Below are 22,462 nucleotides of genomic sequence, written 5' to 3' on the forward strand. Positions count from 1 at the left end.
CTCGCCCGCGTCCCTGCCGGTCACCTCGTGGCGCGCACCCCCCGCGGAGCGGGCAGGAAGCCCGTTCCGTGGAAGTACGTCAGATAGCGGGTCAGCACCTCGTCGGTCAGGGGCGGCAGGTGGACGCCGAGGACCGCCGCGGCCTTCGCGGTGCGGCTGGAGTCGAAGCTCCGGTGGCCCGCCGCCTCGTGCCGCGGCTGTGCGTCGTCGCCGAGGAACAGTTGGGCGGCGTTGTCCGGCTGCGCCGCGACGCGTTCCCGCCACCGCGGCGCGGGAACGGTGCGCAGTTCGTGGCCCAGGCGGGCGGCCGCGCCGAAGACCTGGTCGAGTCCCGGTGCGTCCGGGTTGGTGAGGTGGAAGGTCTCGGTTCCGGTCGGACCGGCCGCGGCGAGGGCCACCACTGCCGCGCTGACGTGGTCCACGGGTACCCAGTCGGTCGTCCCCTGCGGCAGGTCGGGCACCACGCCGGCCTGGAGGCACCCCTTGATGAGCTGCCACAGCAGGTCGCGGTCCTGGCAGGCTCCGGTGGCGGTGTCGCCGCTGATGCGGCCCGGGCGGTAGACGGTCACCGGCAGGCCGCGTTCGCGGGCCAGGCCGACGAGCCCCTCGGCGACCCACTTGCTCCGCGCGTACCCGTCGGGCAGGTCGGACGGCGGACCCGTCGGGGTGGCTTCCGTGATGGTGACGGGGTCGGGTCCCGGCGCCGGGGCGTGGACGCTCGTGGTCGAGACGTAGTGCATCCCGGGTGAGGCGGAGTCGGCGAGCAGCCGCAGGAGTTCCTCGGTGCCGGCCACGTTGGGGGCGCGCAGATCGCCGTACGTCGCTGCGAAGTTGACGCGCGCGCCGTTGTGGACCACGGGGCCGAGGCGGCGGATCAGGGCCGTCCTGGACTCGGGTGACAGACCGAGCCCGGGGGCGGCGAGGTCGCCGGGCACGGGATGGATCAGGTCGGCGTACCGGGGGCGCCACAGGCCGTAGTGCTCCAGGTTGGCCCGCAGCCGGTGCGCGGCGCGCCGCTCGTCCTCGGCGCGTACGAGGCAGTCGACGGGGCCGCCGGTGGTCTCGATCAGGTCGCGCAGGAGGAAGGCGCCCAGGAAGCCGGAGGCGCCGGTCAGCAGGGGTCGGGAGGAAGGGCGGGAGGGCCTGGGGGCGGGCACCGGGACGGTGGCGGCCCGGCGCGTGATGTCCGGGGCGAGGCGGACCTCGGCGGCCAGGTCCGGTGCGACGGCGTTCTCCTGCCCGCCGCCCGTCCCGCCTTCCAGCAGACGGGCCACGCCCTCGACGGTCGGTGCCGCGAACAGGGCGCGCAGGGTGGGGCGCCGGCCGCAGCGTTCGGCGATCCGCTGGGCGAGGGTCACGGCGAGCAGCGAGTGGCCGCCGAGTTCGAAGAAGTCGTCCGTGACCCCGACCTCGGGTACGCCGAGCGTCTCCGCGAAGGCCTCGCAGAGGGCGCGTTCGCGAGCGGTGGCCGGTGCGCGGCGGGGTGCCGCCACGGACCGGACGGGTGCGGGCAGCGCCCGCCGGTCGGTCTTGCCGTTGGGGGTGAGGGGCAGGGCTTCGAGCCGTACGTGGGCCGCGGGGACCATGTGGTCGGGCAGGGTGGCGGCGAGGTGCGCGCGCACCTCGGCGTCGTCCGGGCCGGCCGCACCGTCCGCGGGCACGGTGTACGCGACCAGACGCCGGTCGCCGGGCCGGTCCTCGCGGACGACCGCGCAGGCCGCGGCGACTCCGGGCAGGGCGGTGAGCGCGGCCTCGATCTCACCGAGTTCGATGCGGAAGCCGCGGAGTTTGACCTGGTCGTCGACGCGGGTGACGTAGACGAGCTCCCCGTCGGCCGTCCAGCGCACCAGGTCCCCGGTGCGGTACATGCGGCCGCCTCCCGTGCGGTCGAACGGGTCGGCCACGAAGCGGGACGCGGTCAGCGCCGCCCGGCCGTGGTACCCCCGGGCCAGTCCCCCTCCGGAGACGTACAGCTCTCCGACGACGCCGGGTGGTACGGGTGCCAGCCTGTCGTCCAGGACGTGGACCCGGGTGCCGTCGACGGGGACGCCGATGGGCACGGTGCGGTCGGGGGCGGACGGCCCGTCCGCGTGCTGGAAGGCACTCATGGTCGCGCAGACGGTGGTCTCGGTCGGGCCGTAGGCGTTGACGAGGAACCGGTCCCGCGCCCAGGCGTGCACCAGGGCCGGCGAGCACGCCTCACCGGCGAGGACCATCGTCGTCCCCTCGGGCAGCGAGTCGGGCGGCATCACCGCGAGGGCGGCCGGCGGCAGGGTGAGGTGGGTGATCCCCCGCTCCCGGACCAGGGCGGCGAGGGTGGGGCCGGGCAGCAGGGCGTCGCGTTCGTCGATCTCCAGGCAGGCCCCGGAGAGCAGCCCCATGCAGAGTTCCCAGAACGCCGCGTCGAAGCTGATCGACGCCATGTGCAGAACGCGGCTGCCCGGTGTGACGCGGAGCCGCTCGATCTGGGTCCTGGCCATGGCGCCGGCACCGCGGTGGGTGACCACGACGCCCTTGGGCAGGCCGGTGGATCCGGACGTGTAGATGACGTACGCGGGGTGTGCCGGGAGCAGCGCCGGGGCGGGACCCGTCCCGGGTGCGGACGGGCCGGTCCGGAGGTCGTCGGCGTACAGGCAGGGCACCGGTGGTTCCGGGAGGCGGCTGCGGACGGCCGGTGTGGTGAGGAGCAGGCGCGGCCGGGAGTCGTCGAGCATGTGGGACAGCCGCCGGGCCGGGTAGTCCGGGTCGAGCGGCACGTACGCCGCCCCGGCCCTGAGTACGCCGAGGAGGGCCACGACGAGGTCGTGGGTGCGGGGCAGGGCGACGGCGACCCGGTCCTCGGGGCCGATGCCCCGCGCCGTGAGGTGGCGGGCGAGGGTGTCCACGCGCGCGCCCAGTTCGCGGTAGGTGAGGGTGGTGCCGGCGTCGCGGACCGCCGGGGCGTCCGGGGTGCGCCGGACCCACTGCTCGAAGAGCGCGGGGACGGTGGACGCCGGGAGGTCCTCGACCGGTCCGGCCCCCCAGGCGGCGAGGCGGACGCGCTCGGCGTCGGGCAGCACCTCGTACGTGCTCAGCCGGCGGTCGGGGTCGGCGGTGACGGAGGTGAGCAGCAGGACGAGCCGCGCGGCGAGCTCGCGGACGGTGGCCTCGTCGAAGAGCTCCGTCGCGTAGTCGACGGCGGCCCGCATGCCGCTGGGCGCCCCGGTCGCGTCGTGGGTCTCGGTGAAGGTGAACGACAGGTCGAACTTGCTGACTCCGGGGTCGACCGGTACGCCGTCGGCGGTGAGGCCGGGCAGCTCCAGGGCGGCGGCGGGGGTGTGGTTCTGGAGGATGAGCATGGTCTGGAAGAGCGGGTGGTGGTTCTGCGAGCGTGCGGGGTTGAGCAGTTCCACCAGGCGCTCGAAGGGGACGTCCTGGTGCGCGTACGCGGAGAGGTCGAACTCCTTCACCCGTTCGAGGAGTTCGAGGAAGGTGGGGTCGCCTGTGAGGTCCGTGCGCAGCACGAGTGTGTTGACGAAGAAGCCCACGAGGTCCGACGCGGCCTCGTCCGTGCGTCCGGCTACGGCCGTGCCCAGCGGGATGTCGTCGCCCGCGCCGTGCCGGGAGAGGACCGTCGACAGGGCGGCCTGGAGCACCATGAAGACACTGCATCCGCAGGTGCGGGCGAGATCCGTGATGCCGCGTGCGGTGGCGGGGTCGAGGGCGAATCCGTGGGTGGCGCCGGAGTGCCGGGGCACGGCGGGGCGCGGCCGGTCCCAGGGCAGCGCGACCATCTGCGGAAGACCGTCCAACGCACCCTTCCAGTAGGTGAGCTGACGGGCCACCAGACTCTCGGGGTCGTTCTCGTCGCCGAGCAGTCCGCGCTGCCAGAGGGTGTAGTCGGCGTAGTCGACGGGGAGTTCGGTCCAGGACGGCGCCTGGGCTCGGACGCGGGCCCGGTAGGCGGCGCCGAGGTCCCGGGTGAGGGAGGCCAGCGACGAACCGTCTGCGGCGATGTGGTGGATCACCAGGACCAGGACATGGGCGTCGTCGGCCAGGCGCAGCAGGGTCGCGCGGATCGGGAGACGGTGCTCGATGTCGATCGCCAGCGCGGCGACGGAGCTGATCCGGCCGGCGAGCCGGTCCTCGTCGACGGGTTCGACGGTGAAGGGGAGGCGGACGTCGTCCGGGGCGGTGATGTGCTGGCGCGGCCGGCTGTCGTGCTCGGGGAAGACGGTGCGCAGGGCGGCGTGCCGGGTGATGACGTCGCCGAGGGCCTGACGCAGGGCTTCGGTGGCGAGGGGGCCGTCGATGCGCAGGGCGAAGGGGATGTTGTAGGTGGCGGAGGGGCCTTCGAGTCGGTGGAGGAACCAGAGGCGCTGCTGGGCGTGGGACAGCGGCAGCACGGCGGGGCGTTCCTGTGGGACGAGGGCCGGGCGGGCGGGGCGGCCCGCGTCCCGCAGGGCGACGGCGAGCCTGGCGACGGTGGGGTTCTCGAAGAGCGTGCGGATCTCGGTCTCGGTGCCCAGGGCGGTACGGACGCGGCCCACGAGGCGGGTGGCCAGCAGGGAGTGGCCGCCCAGGGCGAAGAAGTCGCCGTCGGCACCGACTCGCTCCACTCCCAGCACGTCGGCGAACAGCCCGGCGAGGATCTCCTCGTGGGCGGTGCGCGGCGCCCGGCCCACGGCGCCGGGCGCCGTGGCGGGCGCGGGCAGGGCCGACCGGTCGAGCTTGCCGTTACCGGTCAGCGGCAGCGCGTCGATGGTCAGGACGACGGCAGGCACCATGTAGGCGGGCAGCCGCCGGCCGACATGGGCGGCGACCAGGTCCGGGTCCGGGGTGCACCCGGGAGCCGGGACGACGTACGCGGTCAGGGTGCGGTCGCCGGGCAGGTCCTCGCGGACCAGGACGCAGGCGGCGCGCACGGAGGGGGCGGTGCGCAGGGCCGCCTCGATCTCGGCCGGTTCGATGCGGTGGCCTCGGAGTTTGATCTGCTGATCGGCTCGCGCCACGTAGTGCAGGGTGCCGTCGGTGTCCCGGCGCACGAGGTCGCCGGTGCGGTACATCCGCGCCCCCGTGCCGGCGAAGGGGTCGGCGACGAAGCGGGTGGCGGTGAGGCCGGGGCGCCCCAGGTAGCCGCGCGCGACACCGGGGCCGGCGAGGTACAGCTCGCCCTCGGCACCGGGCGGCACCGGGCGCATCGCCGCGTCGAGGACGTAGGCACGCATCCCGTCGAGCGGGCGGCCGATCGCCGGTACGGTGCCGGGGGCGTCGCCGGGGCGTACGCGCTGGAGCGTGGCGAACGTGGTCGTCTCGGTGGGCCCGTAGGCGTTGAGGAACGCGGTGCCGGGATGCGCGGACGCCAGGCGCTGGAGGATACCGGGTGCCGCGGCCTCGCCTCCGGAGGCGGCCAGCCGCAGCAGCCCGAGGGCGCCGGGGTCGGTGTCGGCGACGACGTTGAACAGGGCAGTCGTCAGGAACGCCGCCGTCACGCCGTGCCGCGCGACGAGGTCCCGGAGTACGCCGGGCTGGAGGGTCCCCTCGGGTGCCACGACGACACGTCCGCCGTTGAGCAGGGGCGCCCAGATCTCGAACGTCGAGGCGTCGAAGACGTACGCGGAGTGCATCAGGACGGCCTCGGCCGCACCGTCCGCCCAGGTCCGGTCGGCCGCGAGGGCGGTGATGTCGGCGTGGGTGACGCCGACCCCCTTCGGCAGGCCGGTGGACCCGGAGGTGAACATCACGTACGCCAGCCCGGCGCCGCCCGTCACGGCGGGCAGGTCTCCGGGGGTGCCGGGGCCGCCGTGGCGTACCCGGCCGGTGGTGTCGACGGTCAGCACGGTCGTGCCCGGGCCGAGCCGGTCCACCCAGGGGTGGGTCCGGGTGGCCTCGTCGACGACCAGGGTGCGCAGCCCGGCCACCTCGGCGACGCGGTCCAGCCGTTCGGCGGGCCAGCTCGCGTCGAGCGGCACGTAGGCGGCGCCGGCCCGCAGGGCCGCCAGCGAGGCGGTCACGACGGCGGCGGAGCGGCCGAGGAGGATGCCGACGCCGTCCTCGGCGCCGGTTCCGGACCCGGCCAGGGCCCCGGCCAACCGGGTTGCCGCGTCGTCCAGTTCCCGGTAGGTCAGCCGCACCCCGGCCCCGGACACGGCCACCGCGTCAGGGTGGAGTGCGGCGCGGCGGGCGACAGCGGCGCCGATGCCCTCGTCCGGGGTGTCGCACCGGAGCACCGCGCCGTCGCCCCGGGAGAGCAGCGCGGCGCGCTCACCGTCCAGGAGGAGGGGCAGCGCGTCGGCGCGGCGGTCGAGCCCTTCCGCCATGACGGTCAGCAGAGCGCGCATTCGCGCGACCGTGCGGCCCACCTCGGCGCGGTCGAGTACGGCGGCCCGGTAGCCGAAGGTGATCCTCAGGGCGTCGCCGGGAGCGATGGTGAGGGTGAGCGGGTAGTGGGCCGCGTCCGTGCCGCTGAACCCGGTGACGCGGAGGCCCGGCAGCCCCTGCTGCGCGGTGCGCAGGGCTTCGGCGTCCATCGGGTAGTTCTCGAACACGGCCAGCGTGTCGAAGAGTTCGTCCAGGCCGGTGACACCGCGTATCTCGGTCAGACCCACGTACTGGTGGCCGAGGAGCCGGCCCTGCTCGTCCTGGAGCCGGGTGAGCAGCGCGGCCAGCGTCTCGCCGGGCGCCGGGCGGAGCCGGACCGGCACGGTGTTGATGAACAGGCCGACCATCGACTCGATGCCGGGGATCTCCGGCGGGCGCCCGGAGACCGTGGTGCCGAACACGACGTCCGGGCGTCCCGTGAGGTGCGCGAGCAGCAGCCCCCAGGCTCCCTGGACCAGAGTGTTGAGGGTGAGCCGGTGGGCCCGGGCCGTCTCGCGCAGCCGGCCGGTCGTGGCCGCGTCCAGGTCCAGGACGAGGGTCTCGGGCAGATCGCCGCCCGGAGCGCCGGCGCCGCCGCGCCCGGCGAGCAGCGTGGGCGCGTCGATGCCGGCGAGGGCGGTGCGCCAGGTGTCCAGGGCGACGGTGCGGTCCTGCTGGGCCAGCCAGCCGAGGTAGGTGCGGTAGGGGACGACGCGCGGCAGGGTGCTGTCGTCGCCGGCGTGTGCGTACAGCTCGAAGAGTTCGCGCACGAGCAGGGGCATCGACCACCCGTCGAGCAGGATGTGATGACTCGTCATGACGAGTCGGTGGCGTTCCGGTGCGGTACGGACCAGGGTGAACCGCATCAGCGGCGGGGTGGCCAGGTCGAAGCGGCGGGTGCGGTCGGCGGCGAGGAAGGCGTCGAGGCGTTCCCGGGGCGAGCCCGTGCCGTCCGCCGCGGTGAGGTCCAGTTCCTCCAGCGGCACCGGCACCTCGGCGGCGACGGCCTGCACTGGTTCGTCCAGGTCCTCGTGGAGGAAGCCCACCCGCAGGTTGGCGTGCCGCCGCAGCAGGCCGCCGACGGCGGCGTGCAGCGCGGGGACGCCGACGGGGCCCTCCAGCTCGAAGACGAACTGCGCGGTGTAGACGTCCACGGCGCGGGAGTCGTACAGCGCGTGGAAGAGCATGCCTGCCTGCAACGGCGTCAGCGGCAGTACGTCCTCCAGTCGGAAGCCGGTCACTTTCGTCCACCCCACTTGTTCTGCAGTCGGTCGATCTGGGCCTGGTCGAGCGAGACCAGAGGGAGGTCGGACGGCGTCCAGCCACCCGACTCGGGTCGTACGGCGTGTTCGGCGATGGCCCGCAGGGCGCGTGAGAAGGCTTCCGAGAGGGCCTCCACGTCCTCCTCCTTGAGGAGGTCGCTGGGCCAGGTCCACCTGATCACCAGGCACGGGCCGTCCGGCAGGTCCTCGGTGTGCGCGTTGAGGTCGAGGACGTGGTGGACGGGCATGTCCGGGTCCTGGCTCCGCGGCCCGCCGCCGTCGAGCAGCACCTCCCAGTCGGTGCCGTCGCCGGACTCGGACGCCCCCTGCGCGGCGGTGTACCGGCCGAGGTAGTTGAAGCCGATCTGGGGTTCGGGCCGGGTGGCCAGCCGGGGGCCGGTGGCCGGGTTGAGGTGGCGCAGCATTCCGTAGCCGACACCGTGGTCGGGGACGGCCCGCAACTGTTCCTTGACGCGTTTGAGGGCGCGTTCGACCAGCGCGGCGTCGAAGCGTCCGGGGTCGTGGGCGTCGACGGGTCCGGGGTCGAGCCGGACGGGATAGAGGCTGGTGAACCAGCCGACGGTCCGGGACAGGTCGATGTGATCGGCGATCTGCTCGCGGCCGTGCCCCTCCAGGTCGAGGAGGACCGCGGTGCCGCCCGGCCGGGCACCGCCGAGGGCCGCGGCCCGTTCCGCGCGCCAGGAGCAGACGGCGAGGGCGAGGCCGGTGAGCAGGACGTCGTCCACCCCGGCGTGGAAGGCGGCGGGTACAGAGGTGAGCAGCGGCCGCGTCGAGACGGCGGGGAGGCGGGTGACCAGGGTTCGCGTCCGGTCCGCGGTGTCCCGGTCGGGGTCGAGCGGCCGGTATCCGAGCTGCGGGTCCGGGGTACTCGACGCGGCTTCCCACAGCGGGAGTTCGGCTGCGCGCTCCGCGCCGCGCGCCTGCGAGGCGAGGAGGAGCGCCCAGTCCCGGTAGGAGGTGGTGGCCGCGGGGAGCCCCACCGGTACGGCGGTGCGGTCTCCCCCGGTCGCGGGGCCCGCCGGTGCGGCCGGGCGGTCCGTGTCGGCCGCGGGGAGCCCAGCCGGTCCGGCGGTGCGGTCGGCGGGGGCCGTGACCGCCTGCCACGCGGTGGCCACGTCGGCGGCGAGGATGCGCCAGGAGACGGCGTCGACCGCGAGGTGGTGCACGACGAGCAGCAGCCGCCCCCGCGTGTGCGGCCCGGCGTCGCACCAGACGGCCTCGACGACCTCCCCGTGCGCGGGCCGCAGTCGTCTGCGGGCCCGCTCACCGGCCTCGGTGACGGCGGCGCGGGCGGCGTCGGCGTCGAGCCCCTCGATGTCGACCCGGGTGAGGCGGCGGCGGGCCCGCACCGAGCCGGGCGGCAGGGCTTCGAGTACGGGTTCCCCGGCCGCCGGGCGGGTGGCCCGCAGACGGAGCATGTCGTGGTGGTCGATGAGGAGTTGCAGGGTGGCCACCAGGGATTCCTCGTCGGCGCCCACCGGTGTGCGGAGCACTCCGGACTGGTTGTAGCCGTCCGTGGTGCCGGGCCGCTCCAGGAACCAGGCGGCGATGGGGGTCGGCGGCATCTGCCCGATGCCCTGCCCGGCCGGCGCGGCGGCCTCCTGACCGAGTACGGCGGCGACGGCCGCGACGGCCTCGGGAGTGCGGTGGACGAAGATGTCGCGCGGGGTGACACCGAGCCCCGCCTCACGGACGCGGCTGACGAGCTGGATGGAGAGGATGCTGTCGCCGCCGAGCGCGAAGAAGTCGTCGTCGGTGCGGACGTCCGGGGTGCGCAGGACGGAGGCGAACACGTCGCACAGGACGCGTTCCTCCCTGGTGCGCGGCTGTCCGCCGGGTCCGCCCGCGACCGCCCGCGCCGGGACGGGCAGCGCACGCCGGTCGGTCTTGCCGTTGGGCAGCAGGGGCAGCCCGTCGAGCGTGACGAACACGGCGGGCACCATGTACGGGGGCAGCACCGAGGCGAGCCGGGCGCGCGTTGCGGCATCGGTGAGGGCCGCTGCCCCACCGCGCCCGTCGGGCACGGTGTAGGCGACGAGGCGCCGTTCGCCCGGCTGGTCCTCACGGACGAGGGCACAGGCGGCGGCGACACCTTCGAGCGCGCCGAGAGCGGCCTCGATCTCGCCCAGTTCGATGCGGAAGCCGTTCAGCTTGACCTGGTCGTCGGCACGGGAGACGTAGCCGATCAGGCCTTCGCCGTCCCGTCTGACGAGGTCACCGGTGCGGTACATCCGGCTCCCGTCCGGACCGTACGGATCGGCGACGAACCGTCCCGCGGTCAGGCCCGGACGGTGCAGGTAGCCGCGCGCGAGACCGTCACCCGCCAGGTAGAGCTCGCCGGTCACCCCGGGCGGCACCGGCCGGAGACCCGCGTCCAGGACGTAGGCGCGGGTGTTGTCGACGGGGCGGCCGAGCGGCACGCCCCCCTCCCCCGCGGTGGCGCCGCCCGGGTGGTGGCGGTGGGCGACGGCGTCGATGGTCGTCTCGGTGGGGCCGTAGAGGTTGTGCACCTCGGCCCGCCAGGCCCGCTCGACGCGCCACGCCAGGGACCCGGAAAGCGGTTCGCCGCCGCACAGCACGGCCCGCAGTGTGGTGGGAGCCTCGTCGGGACCGGTCTCGGTGAGGATGAGCGAGAGGTGTGAGGGCACGAACTGGGCGATGGTCACACCCGCGTCGCGCATCCGGGCCAGCAGCCCGGCGGGGTCGTGGTTGGCGGCTGGTGGCACGGGGCAGGTGGAGCCGCCGTGCGTGAGCGGCAGCCAGGTCTCCCACACCGAGGCGTCGAAGCTCGGCGAGGTGCGGGCGAGCACCCGGTCCTCGCCGGTGAGTTCGAGGTGGCCCGCCATCCAGGCCATGTGGTTGGTGAGCGAGGCGTGGGTGACGACGACGCCCTTGGGACGGCCTGTGGTGCCCGAGGTGTAGATGACGTACGCCGCGTCGCGCGGGTCCGGTGCGACGGCCGGCGGGGCCGCGCTCCCGGTGGACCATGCGGCGCGGTCGTCGAGGGCGAGGCAGGGTACGGAGTCCCGGTACCGCTCGACGCGTCTCGTGCCGTGGGTGAGCAGCAGCGCCGGGCGCGCGTCGTCGAGCATGTGGGCGATGCGCGCCTGCGGGTACTCCAGGTCGACCGGCAGGTAGGCGGCCCCCGCCTTGACCACGGCGAGCATCGCGACCACCTGGTCGGCGGTGCCTTCGAGCGCGAGGGCGACGAGGTCGCCTCGGCCGATGCCCCGGCCGTGCAGGTGGTGCGCCAAGTCGTCCGAGAGCAAGTCCAGTTCGCCGAACGTGAGGTGGTGGGTACCGGCCCGGACGGCGATCGCCCCGGGGGTCGTCGCGCACTGCGCGCGGAACGCCTCGGGCGCCGTGTGCGCCGCCACCGGCCGGACGCGGCCGTGCGCGACCCTCTCCAGGCTCCGCAGCTCGGCCGTGTCCAGGACCTCGGCGGTGTGGACGCGCAGCCCCGGATCGGCGGCGAGCCGGGCGAGCAGGCGGGTCAGCCGGGCGGCCAGCGCGTGCGCGGTGGCGGGGACGAAGAGTTCGGTGGAGAACTCCAGGACGCCGTCGAGTCCGGCAGGCCGGCCCGCCCCGTCGTGGGTCTCGGTGAAGGTGAAGGTCAGGTCGAACTTGCTGATGCCGGTGTGCACCGGCTGTTCCGTCACCGTGAGCCCGGGCAGGCCGACCGTGGCCTCCGCGTGGTTCTGGAGGACGAGCATGGTCTGGAAGAGGGGGTGGTGGTTCTGCGCCCGTGCCGGACTGAGGGAGTCCACCAGCCGCTCGAACGGCACGTCCTGATGGGCGTAGGCAGCGAGGTCGAACTCCCTTACACGCTCCACCACTTCACCGAAGGTCGGGTTCCCCGTCAGGTCGGTCCGCAGGACGAGCGTGTTGACGAAGAAGCCCACCAGGTCGTCGAGTGCCTCGTCGGTGCGCCCCGCGACGGCGGTGCCGATCGGGATGTCCTCGCCGGCCCCGTGCCGGGACAGGAGCACCGACAGGCCCGCCTGGAGCACCATGAAGAGGCTGCACCCACGGGCGCGGGCGAGGTCCGCGAGCGCCCGGTGGGTGTCCGCGTCGACGGGGAAGGCGAACGCGTCGCCGCGGTGCGCCGTGACGGCGGGGCGCGGGTGGTCGCAGGGCAGGTCGAGGAGGTCGGGGGCGCCCGCGAGCGCGGCGCGCCAGAAGTCCAGCTGGCGGGCCGCCTGTCCGGCCGGATCGTCCTCGTCGCCGAGCAGCGCGCGCTGCCAGAGCGTGTAGTCGGCGTACTGGACCGCGAGCTCCGTCCAGGAGGGCTCCTCGCCCTCGGTGCGCGCCCGGTACGCCTCGCCCAGGTCGCGTGCCAGCGGGGCCAGTGACCAGCCGTCGCCCGCGATGTGGTGGACGACCAGGACCAGCACGTGGGACACGGCGCCGAGCCGCACCAGCCGGGCCCGTACGGGGATGTCCACGCTCACGTCGAAGGTGTGCGCCACCTCCGAGGCCAGCACCTCGTCCAACCGGTCGGGGCCGGTGTCACGGGGCGTCAGGTCGATGTCGGCGCCGGCGGCGTCGACGACGAGCTGGCGCGCCACGCCGCCGGTGTCGGGGAAGACCGTGCGCAGGCTCTCGTGGCGTTCGACGACATCCGCGAGGGCGCTCTCCAGGGCGTCCGCGTCCAGGGGTCCGTCCAGGCGGAGCACGAGCGGCACGTTGTACGTGGCGCTGGGCCCCTCGAACCGGTTGAGGAACCACAGGCGCTGCTGCGCGTACGACAGCGGCAGCGGATCGGGGCGGTCCGGGGCGCGCTCCAGAGGCTTCCTCGCCGTGTCCGCGCCGTCCAGGGCGGCGGCGAGCGCCATCGGCGTGGGGTGTTCGAAGAGGGCCTTGACCTGGACCTCGACGCCGAGTGCGGTGCGGATGCGCGCGGCGAGGCGGGTGGCGAGCAGGGAGTGGCCGCCCAGGACGAAGAAGTCGTCGTCGACTCCCGCCCCGGCCAGACCGAGTACGTCGGCGAAGAGCCCGCACAGGATCTCCTCCCGGCCGGTCCTGGCCGCACGCCCACGGGCCGGAGCGTGCTGCTCGGGCGCGGGCAGTGCGCGCCGGTCCACCTTGCCGTTGACGGTGAGCGGCAGCGCGTCGAGCAGGACGATGTCGGACGGCACCATGTACGCGGGAAGGGACCGGCCGACAGCCCTCGCGAGGTCGCCGGGTTCGGGACGCTCTCCGTCGGCGGGCACCACGTAGGCGGCCAGCCGGCGGTCGCCCGGAGTGTCCTCGCGGACGACGGCGAAGGAGTCGGCGACACCCTCGCAGCAGGCGAGCACGCCTTCGATCTCGCCGAGCTCGATCCGGTATCCACGCAGTTTGACCTGGCTGTCGGCGCGGTCGACGTACGCGATCCGGCCGTCGTGGGTCCACCGGACGAGGTCGCCGGTGCGGTACATGCGCCCGCCCGCCGGGTCGAACGGATCGGCCACGAAGCGGGTCGCGGTCAGGCCCGGGAGCCCGGTGTATCCGCGTGCCACGCCCCTCCCGGCCAGGTAGAGCTCACCCACGACACCTGCCGGCACCGGGCCGAGGGACCCGTCGAGGACGTAGGCGGTCATGCCGTCCAGGGCGCGCCCGATGGGCGGCGGGCCCGGGGGCAGGTCGGCCGGCACGTCGTAGCGGGTGGCGAAGGTCGTGGTCTCGGTGGGCCCGTACACGTGGAGGACGCGCACGCCCGGCGCGGTTGCGGCGACCCGCTGCATCGCGTCCGGGGAGGCCAGCTCGCCACCCGCGCAGACGAGCCGCAGGCCGGCGAAGGCGCCCGGGTCGGTCTCGGCCATCACGTTGAACAGCGCCGTCGTCAGGAACACGGCGGTCACGCCGTGCTCGTGGACGGCGTCGCCCAGGACGCGGGCCTCCAGGACGCCCTCCGGTGCGACCACGATCCGGCCGCCGTTCAGGAGCGGGGCCCAGATCTCGAAGGTGGAGGCGTCGAAGACGTACGCCGAGTGCATCAGGACCGCGTCGGCGCGGCCCTCCCGCCAGGCGGAGTCGGCCGCGAGCGCGGCCACGTCGGCGTGCGTGACGGCGACGCCCTTGGGCAGTCCGGTCGAGCCGGAGGTGAACATCACGTAGGCCAGCGAGCCGGGGCCCGGCACGGTGGCCGGGCGGCCCGGCTGTCCCGGAGCACCGCGCACGACCCTGCCGGCCCGGTCCACGACCACCACGGGGACGCGGCGGGCCGCCGCGGTCACCCAGGGGGAGGCGAAGGCGGCCTCGTCGACGACGAGGACCCGTACGGCCGCCACCCCGGCGACCTGTTCGAGCCGTTCCTCGGGCCATCGCGCGTCCAGCGGGACGTAGGCCCCGGCCGCGCGGACCACGCCGAGGGACACCGACACCACGGCCGGTGACCGGCCGATCAGCACGCCCACCCCGGACTCGGGGCCGACACCCAGGCCCGCGAGGACGTGGGCGAGACCGGCGGAGACCAGGTCGAGTCCCGCGTAGGTGAGAGTGACGTCGTCGCCGGTCACCGCCACGGCGTCGGGGGTGCGAAGCACCTGGGCCGCGAAGAGGGCGGGCAGGGTGGCGTCCGCGGTGTCCGCCGGCAGGACGCGCCCGGAGCCCCAGCGCGTGACCCGGGCGTGCTCGTCCGGCGTCATCAGGTCGTAGCCGGCGAGGGGCAGACCTGGGTCGTCGGCGACCTGTTCCAGCAGCCGCACCAGACGGGTGGCGAGGGTCTCGACGGTGCTCCGGTCGAAGAGGGCGGTGGCGTACTCGATACCGGCGGTGAGGCAGCCTTCGCCGGGCCCGTGGACCTCTGGCCCGGCGTGCTCTTCGCCGTTTTCCACCGTGCGCTCCTCGGTGCGCTCCTCGGTGAAGGCGAAGGTGAGGTCGAACTTGCTCAGGCCGTTGTGGACCAGGCGGTCCTCGACGGTGAGGCCCGGCAGGTCGGGGCGAGCCGTCTCCTGGTTCTGGAGGACCAGCATGGTCTGGAAGAGCGGGTGGTGGTTGTGCGCCCGGACGGGGTTGACGCTCTCGACGAGCCGCTCGAAGGGGATGTCCTGGTGTGCGTAGGCGGACAGGTCGAACTCCCGTACACGTACGAGCAGTTCACGGAAGGTCGGATTGCCGGACAGGTCCGTCCGCAGGACGAGGGTGTTGACGAAGAACCCGACCAGGTCCTCCAGGGCCTCGTCCGTGCGGCCTGCGACGGGTGAGCCGAAGGGGATGTCGTCACCCGCGCCGTGCCGGTGCAGCAGGGTGGCCACCGCCGCCTGGAGCACCATGAACAGGCTGCTGCCCGACTCCCGTGCCAGTCGCTGGAGTCGGAGGTGCAGGAGGGGAGGTACGTCGAAGGTGTGGACGGCTCCCCTCGGGTCCGTGCTGACCGGGCGCGGCCGGTCGAGCGGCAGATCGATCAGACCGGGCAGGTCCGCGAGAGCGCCGTGCCAGTGGTCGAGTTGCTGCCGCAGGACGCTCTCCGGCGCCACCCCGTCACCCAGGGCCGCGTGCTGCCAGAGGGTGTAGTCGGCGTACTGGAGCGGGGTGCCGGTCATCGGTTCCGGCTCACGGCCGGCGAGACGGGCCCGGTAGGTGTCGCCGAGGAGGCGGGCCAGCGGGGCGAGCGACCAGCCGTCGCCCGCGATGTGGTGCAGGACGAGCACCAGGACGTGGTGATCGGGCGCGGAGCGCAGGAGCAGGGCGCGCAGCGGCAGGTCCGTGACGACGTCGAACGGCTCGCGCACGGCGGCCAGGACGGTCGCCTCCAGTTCGGCGGGCGTCGTACTCACGACGGGCAGGCGGGGTGAGGCGGTGTCGGGGGGCAGGACCAACTGGTGCGGGAGTCCGTCCCGTTCGGGGAACAGGGTACGCAGCGCCTCGTGCCGCTCCACGACGTCGGCCAGGGCGGCGCGCATGGCGTGCGGGTCCAGGGTGCCGTGGAGTTCCAGTACGAGCGGGATGTTGTAGGCGGAGCCGGGGCCTTCGAGCCGGTTGAGGAACCACAGGCGCTGCTGGGCGTAGGACAGCGGCAGCGGATCGGGGCGCAGTGCCGCGGGCACCACCGGCGGGCGGGCCCGGCCGGGCGCGTCGAGGGCGCGTGCGAGGCCGGCGACGGTGGGGTGCTCGAAGAGGGTGCGTACGGCGATCTCGGCGCCCAGGACGGCGCGGACCCGGCTGACGACGCGCATGGCGAGGAGCGAGTGGCCGCCGAGGTCGAAGAAGCTGTCGTGCGGGCCGACGGCGGGCTTGCGCAGTACGTCGGCGAAGATCCCGGCGAGCAGGTCCTCCTGGATGGTCCGCTGTCCCGGGCCCACGGTGGCCTCGCCGGCCGGCTCGGGCTCGGGCAGGGCGCGCCGGTCCACCTTGCCGTTGGGCAGGAGGGGGAGGTCGTCCAGGACGACGACGGCTCCGGGCACCATGTAGTGCGGAAGGCTCTCGGTGAGGTCGTCGCGCAGGGCTGCGGGGCGCAGGCCCGGGTCGCCGGTGACGGCGTAGGCGACGAGGCGGTGCCGGCCGGGTGTGTCCTCTCGGATCACGGCGCAGGCGGCCGTCACTCCGGGCCTGGCCAGGAGCGCGGCCTCGACCTCGCCCAACTCGACGCGGAACCCGCGGAGTTTGACCTGGTCGTCGGCGCGGGCGACGTAGTCGAGCAGGCCGTGCCGGTTCCAGCGCACGAGGTCGCCCGTCCGGTACATGCGGTCGCCGCACGCGCCGAACGGGTCGGCGACGAACCGGGCGGCGGTCAGGCCACGGCGGTGCAGGTAGCCGCGGGCGAGGTTGGGGCCCGACAGGTACAGCTCCCCGGTGACACCGGGCGGCACGGGCCGCAGCCCGGCGTCGAGTACGTAGGCGCGCACGGTGTCGACGGGACGGCCGATCGGCACGGTCTCGGAGTGCGTGCGGGTTCCGGCGGACCGGCCGTCCTGTGGGCCTCCGGCGCGGTGGGCGGTCGCCTCGATGGTCGCCTCGGTCGGCCCGTAGAGGTTGTGGACCTCGGCACGCCACAGCGCGGTGACGTCGTCCGCCAGCGCGCGCGGCAGCGGTTCGCCGCCGCACAGGACGGCGCGCAGGGCGGGGAGCGGCGCGGCGTGCGCCGCTTCGGTGAGGACGAGCGTCAGGTGCGACGGCACGAACTGGGCGAGGGTGACGCCGAACCGGCTCATCCAGGAGACGAGGGCGCCGGGCTCGTGGTTGGCGTCGTGCGGCAGCACACAGACCTCGGCGCCGTTCGTCAGCGGGAGCCACAGCTCCCACACCGAGGCGTCGAAGCTGGTGGAGGTGCGGGCGAGGACCCGGTCGGCCGGGGTGACGGCCAGGTACCGCGCCATCCAGTCCATGTGGCCGGCCAGGGCCCCGTGCGTCACGACCACGCCCTTGGGCCGACCGGTCGACCCCGAGGTGTAGATGACGTACGCGGGGTCCGCCGGGTGCGGTGCGTCCTGGACCGGCACGGTGGGGCCGGTGGGCCGGGCGGCCGGATCGTCGAGGGCGAGCCACGGTACGCCGCAGTCGGGCAGGGCCGCGTGGACTTCGGCGGTGGTGAGCAGCAGGACGGGCCGGGCGTCGTCGAGCATGTGCCGGATGCGGGCGGGCGGGTACTCCGGGTCGACGGGCAGGTAGGCGGCACCGGCCCGCAGAACGGCCAGCATGGCGACGGCGGTGTCCACGGACGGCGGCACGGCGAGGGCCACCAGGTCCTCACGTCCCGCACCACGCTCGCGCAGGACCCGGGCCAGGGCGTCGGCGCGGGCGTCGAGTTCGGCGTAGGTGAGGCTCGTGTGCGCGTCGCGCACGGCGGTTGCGTGGGGGGTGCTCGCGGACCGCTCGCGAACCGCTTCGGGGACCGTACGGGCCGGCAGCGGACGTGCCTGGCCGCGGCCCTGGTCCAGGAGGCGCTCCCGCTCGCCGGGGGCGAGGATGTCGAGGCCGCCGACCGTGTGGTCGGGGTCGTTCACGGCCAGGGTGAGGACGCGGGCGAAGCGGGCGCACAGGTCGCGGGCGGTGGCCTCGTCGAAGAGGTCGGTGGCGTACTCCAGATAGCCCCCGATGCGGGAGCCGACGCCGTCGGCGCCGGTGACCTCCGTGGCGTCCGTGGCGTCCGTGACCTCCGTGACCTCCGTGAGTGCGAACGTCAGGTCGAACTTGCTGACGCCGGTGTGCCGGGACCGGTCGTGGACGGTGACGCCGGGGAGGTCGAGCCCCGCACGCTCCTGGTTCTGGAGCACCAGCATGGTCTGGAAGAGCGGATGGTGGTCGCCGGACCGCTCGGGGTTGAGCGCCTCCACGATCCGTTCGAAGGGGATGTCGCCGTGGCCGAACGCGGCGATGTCGAACTCCTTTACCCTGCACAGCAGTTCACGGAAGGTCGGATTGCCGGACAGGTCGGCGCGCAGGACGACCGTGTTGACGAAGAACCCGACCAGGTCGTCGAGTGCCTCGTCGGTGCGCCCGGCAACCGCGGTGCCGACCGGGATGTCCGTACCGGCGCCGTGGGCGTGCAGCGTCACGGCGAGGGCCGCCTGGAGGACCATGAAGGGTGTGCAGCCGGTGGCACGGGCGAGCCGGACGAGCGCGGCGTACGCGGGCGCGGGGAGCTCGAAGGGGACCGCGTCGCCCCGGTGGCCGGCCACGGCGGGCCGGGGCCGGTCGTGCGGGAGGTCGAGCAGGTCCGGAGCGCCGTGCAGCGCCTCCCGCCAGAAGGCGAGCTGTCGCGCGGCCAGGCTGTCGGGGTCGTCGGCCGAGCCGAGCAGTCGGCGCTGCCACAGGGCGTAGTCGGCGTACTGCACCCGCAGTTCGGGCCAGTCGGGCGTGCCCGTGCCCGCGCTCCTCGCCCGGTACGCGGCGCCCAGGTCACGGCTGAGCGGCGCGAGGGACCAGCCGTCGGCGACGACGTGGTGGAGGACGAGGACCAGGACGTGGTGGGCGGGGCCCGGCCGGAGCAGATGGGCACGGACACCGATGTCACCGGTGAGGTCGAAGGGCGCCGCGGACAGGCGGCGAACCGATTCCTCTGCCCAGGTCCCGGCACCCTCCCCGGCAGGTGGCAGCTCGACGACGAGCGGAACGAGCGCCGCGGCGGCGGAGGCGCCGAGGACTTCCTGGCGGGCCACACCGTCGTGCTCGGTGAAGACGGTGCGCAGGCTCTCGTGCCGGACGAGCACGTCGGCCAGGGCTCCGCGCAGGGCGTCCGTGTCCAGCGGGCCCTGGAGGTCGAGGACGACCGGGACGGTGTAGGTGTCGCTCGGCCCCTCGGCGCGGTTGAGGAACCAGAGGCGCTGCTGGGCGAAGGACAGCGGCACCGCTTCGGGCCGTTGCTGCGGGGTGAGGGCCGGGCGGACCGCCCCCGTGGTGTCCAGCGCGGTGGCGAGGGAGGCGACGGTGGGATGTTCGAAGAGGGTGCGCATGGCGAGCTCGGCGCCGAGGGCGGCCCGCACCCGGCCGGTGAGGCGGGTGGCGAGCAGCGAGTGGCCGCCCAGCGAGAAGAAGTTGTCGTCGATGCCGACGGCGGCCACGCCGAGGACGTCGGCGAACAGGCCGGCCAGGACCTCCTCGTAGGCCGTGCGCGGGGCCCGGGCCGTGGTCGCGGCGGCGCGGGGCACGGGCAGCGCCCGGCGGTCCACCTTGCCGTTGGCGTTGAGGGGCAGCGCGTCGAGGAGTACGAACACGGAAGGCACCATGTACGCGGGCAGTGTGCGCCCCACCCGGCGGGCCAGGTCCGCGTCGTCCGACCGGGCACCGGGCGTCCGCACCACGTAGGCGACCAGCCGCCGGTCGCCCGGCACGTCCTCGCGGACCAGCACGCAGGCGCCTCGCACGTCCGGGTCGGTGAGCAGGGTGTTCTCGATCTCGGCGGGCTCGATGCGGAACCCGCGGAGCTTGACCTGCCCGTCCGCGCGGCCGACGTACTCGACGTCGCCGGCGGCGGTCCAGCGCACGAGGTCGCCGGTCCGGTACATACGGCCGCCGCACGCGTCGAACGGGTCGGCGACGAACCGGGTGGCGGTCAGCGCGGCGCGGCCCTGGTAACCGCGGGCGACGCCGTGGCCGCTGATGTAGAGCTCTCCCACGACACCGGGCGGCACCGTTCCGAGGGCGCCGTCGAGCACGTACAGCCTCATGCCGTCGAAGGCCCGGCCTATGGGCGGCACACCCGGCGTACCGGGCGCGACCTGGTGGCGGGTGGCGAACGTCGTGGTCTCCGTGGGCCCGTACACGTGCAGGACACGGGTACCGGGCAGGGCTCCGGCCACCCGCTGCATCAGGTCGGGGGTGGCGGCCTCACCGCCCGCCGCGACCAGGCGCAGCCCCGCGAAGGCCGCAGGACCGGCTTCGGCCATCACGTTGAACAGCGCCGTCGTCAGGAACAGGGCGGTCACCCCGTGCCGGTCCACCACGTCCCTGAGGACCGGCGCCTCCAGGACGCCGCCCGGCGCGACCACCACCCGGCCGCCGTTCAGGAGCGGCACCCAGATCTCGAAGGTGGAGGCGTCGAACACGTAGGCCGAGTGCAGCAGCACCGCGTCGCACGCACCGCCCGACCACGTGGTGTCGGCGGCCAGCGCGAGGACGTCGGCGTGGGTGACGCCGACCCCCTTGGGCAGGCCGGTGGAGCCGGAGGTGAACATCACGTAGGCGAGCCGCCGGCCGCTGCCCTCTTCCGCCGGCCGTCCGGGCTTCGGCGGGGCACCGTGCACGACGTCCCCCCGGCCGTCGACGACGATCACCGGCAGGGTGGCGGCGGCCTCCCCGACCCAGGGCCGGCCGGCGGCGGCCTCGTCGACCACCAGGGCGCGCACGCGGGCCACTTCGGCGACCCGCCCGAGCCGCTCCTCGGGCCAGGCCGTGTCCATCGGTACGTACGCGGCCCCCGCACCGACCGTACCGAGCGTGGCGGCCACCACGGCCGACGAGCGGCCCACCAGGACCCCGACGCCGTCCTCCGCGCCGATGCCCCAGCCGGCCAGGGCGCGGGAGACAGCTCCCGCCGCTCGCGACAGTTCCCGGTACGAGAGTGTGACGGCACCGTCCACCACGGCCGGGGCGTCGGGGGTCAGGCGGACCTGCGCCGCGAACGCCGCCGGCAGGGTCGAGGCCACCCTCGCGGCCGGCAGCTCGGCCCCGGTGCCCCCGGCCAGCAGCGCCGCGGTGGCGGTGTCGTCGAGGAACGGCAGGTCGCGCAGGGGCGTGTCGGCGTCCGCGTCGGCCAGTGCGGACAGGAAGGACACGAGTGCCTGCTGGAGCAGCCGCACGTCCTCGGGGTGGTACAGAGCGGGGTTGGCGTCGAAACCGATCAACGGCCCCTTGCCCTCGGCCCGTTCGGACACGAAGAGGGACACGTCGTCGACCGGGCCGATGGACAGCACCCGGGAGGGCGCGGGGCTGCCGGCGAAGTCGAGGTCGTAGTCGTAGCCCATGATGTTGACCACGACGTCGGTCAGGTGCGCCGCCCCGTCGGTCATGTTCAGTTCGCGGGCGAGCTGTTCACGGGAGAAGCGGCGGTGGCGCAGGGCTCCGCCCATCTCGGAGGCGACGGCACGCACGAGGGCTCCGACGGTCATGTCGGCGGTGACCGTCAGGCGCAGCGGCAGGATGTTGGCGGTCATGCCGACGATGTGCCGCAGACCGCCGTGGCGGCCGTTGGAGGCGAGGCCCACGGTGATGTCCTGCGCGCCGGTGACGCGCCCGACGTAGGCGGCGACCGCGCTCACCAGGACGGCGGTCCACCTGGTCCGCTGGCCCGTGGCGAGTCCGCGCAGGTCGTCGAGGACGGTGACGGGCAGCGTCTCGCCGGTGTGCATCCGGACGTCCGTCGCGGCCCGTGCGTCCGGTGCGTCCGCTGCGCTCGGTGCGGGGGTGTCGGTGCGCCGTCGGATGAGCGCCGTGCCGCCCCGGGCGTGCGCACCGCCCCCGGAGGCGCCGGAAGCGTCCGTGTCCACCGCGTCGGCCTTCGCCAGGTCGGCGAACTTGCCGGTCCAGTAGGCCCGGTCGGCCTCGTAGCGGTCCGAGGCGCGGTAGGCGGCCTCGTCTGCCACCAGGTCGCGCAGCGGCGCGGCCGCGGGCTCGACCGCGGCGAGGTCCTCGCCCCGCACCGCACGCGCGTAGAGTTCGGCCACGGTACGCCCGAACACCGCACCGCCGAGGCCGTCGACGGCGATGTGGTGGAAACGGACGTACCAGTAGTGCAGGCGGGTCCCGAGGCGCAGCAGTGCGAAGTGGTGGCGCGGGGCGTCCAGGCGGTCGACGGTGGACATGTCGTCGGCCATGTACCGCTCGGCCGCGTCGACGGGGTCCTCGGCGCACGACAGATCGACCACGCGGAGCCGGTCCATGTCGGCCGTGGGCCGGTCGGCGACGTGCTGACGCACCGTCTCACCCCGGGTGACGAACTGGACCTGGAGGCTGTCGCACAGGGCGACGGCACGGCCGAACGCGGCGGCGAAGGAATTCTCGTCGAGGTCACCGCTGATCTCGAAGCATTCCCCGATGTTGTATTTGGGGCTGTCCGGATCGACGAGTTGCCCGTACCAGACGCCCTGCTGGGCCGTGGTCAGTTCGAGAAACTCCGGGGAAAACGCGTTCATGGGGATAGGGCGGTCTTCATGCATGCCGGTCCACACCTTTGGGGAGAGATTTCGGGGACGGTGAAGAAGGGCCGGGCGGTACCGGCCACACCAGCGCACCGATCGTCGACGCCGGGGTCGGCGCAAGCGGAATGGGACATCGCCTCGGCCAGGAAGCCGTGCGCGGCCGGGATCTCGTGACGGGCATGGCAGCCCGATAGCAGAACGAGTTGTCCGGGCGCATCGAGGCAGGGCAGCACGAAGCGGCCCAACGATTTTTATGAGCACCAAACGAAGGCGGCATGAGCA

General features: G+C 74.4%; 2 protein-coding genes. Both read right to left on the reverse strand.

The window, feature by feature from the left end:
- Window positions 1–20: 20 nt before the first annotated feature.
- A complete protein-coding gene (locus AB0I83_RS18160; RefSeq protein WP_363305265.1) occupies window positions 21–7,580 on the reverse strand; it encodes an amino acid adenylation domain-containing protein in 7,560 nt (2,519 codons plus the stop codon).
- Window positions 7,577–22,198, reverse strand: a complete 14,622-nt coding sequence (locus tag AB0I83_RS18165; protein WP_363305266.1) for an amino acid adenylation domain-containing protein — start codon at window positions 22,196–22,198, stop codon at window positions 7,577–7,579. The genes AB0I83_RS18160 and AB0I83_RS18165 overlap by 4 nt, the downstream gene beginning before the upstream one ends.
- Window positions 22,199–22,462: the final 264 nt, after the last annotated feature.

This window comes from Streptomyces sp. NPDC049970, assembly GCF_040660235.1.
GTDB lineage: Bacteria > Actinomycetota > Actinomycetes > Streptomycetales > Streptomycetaceae > Streptomyces.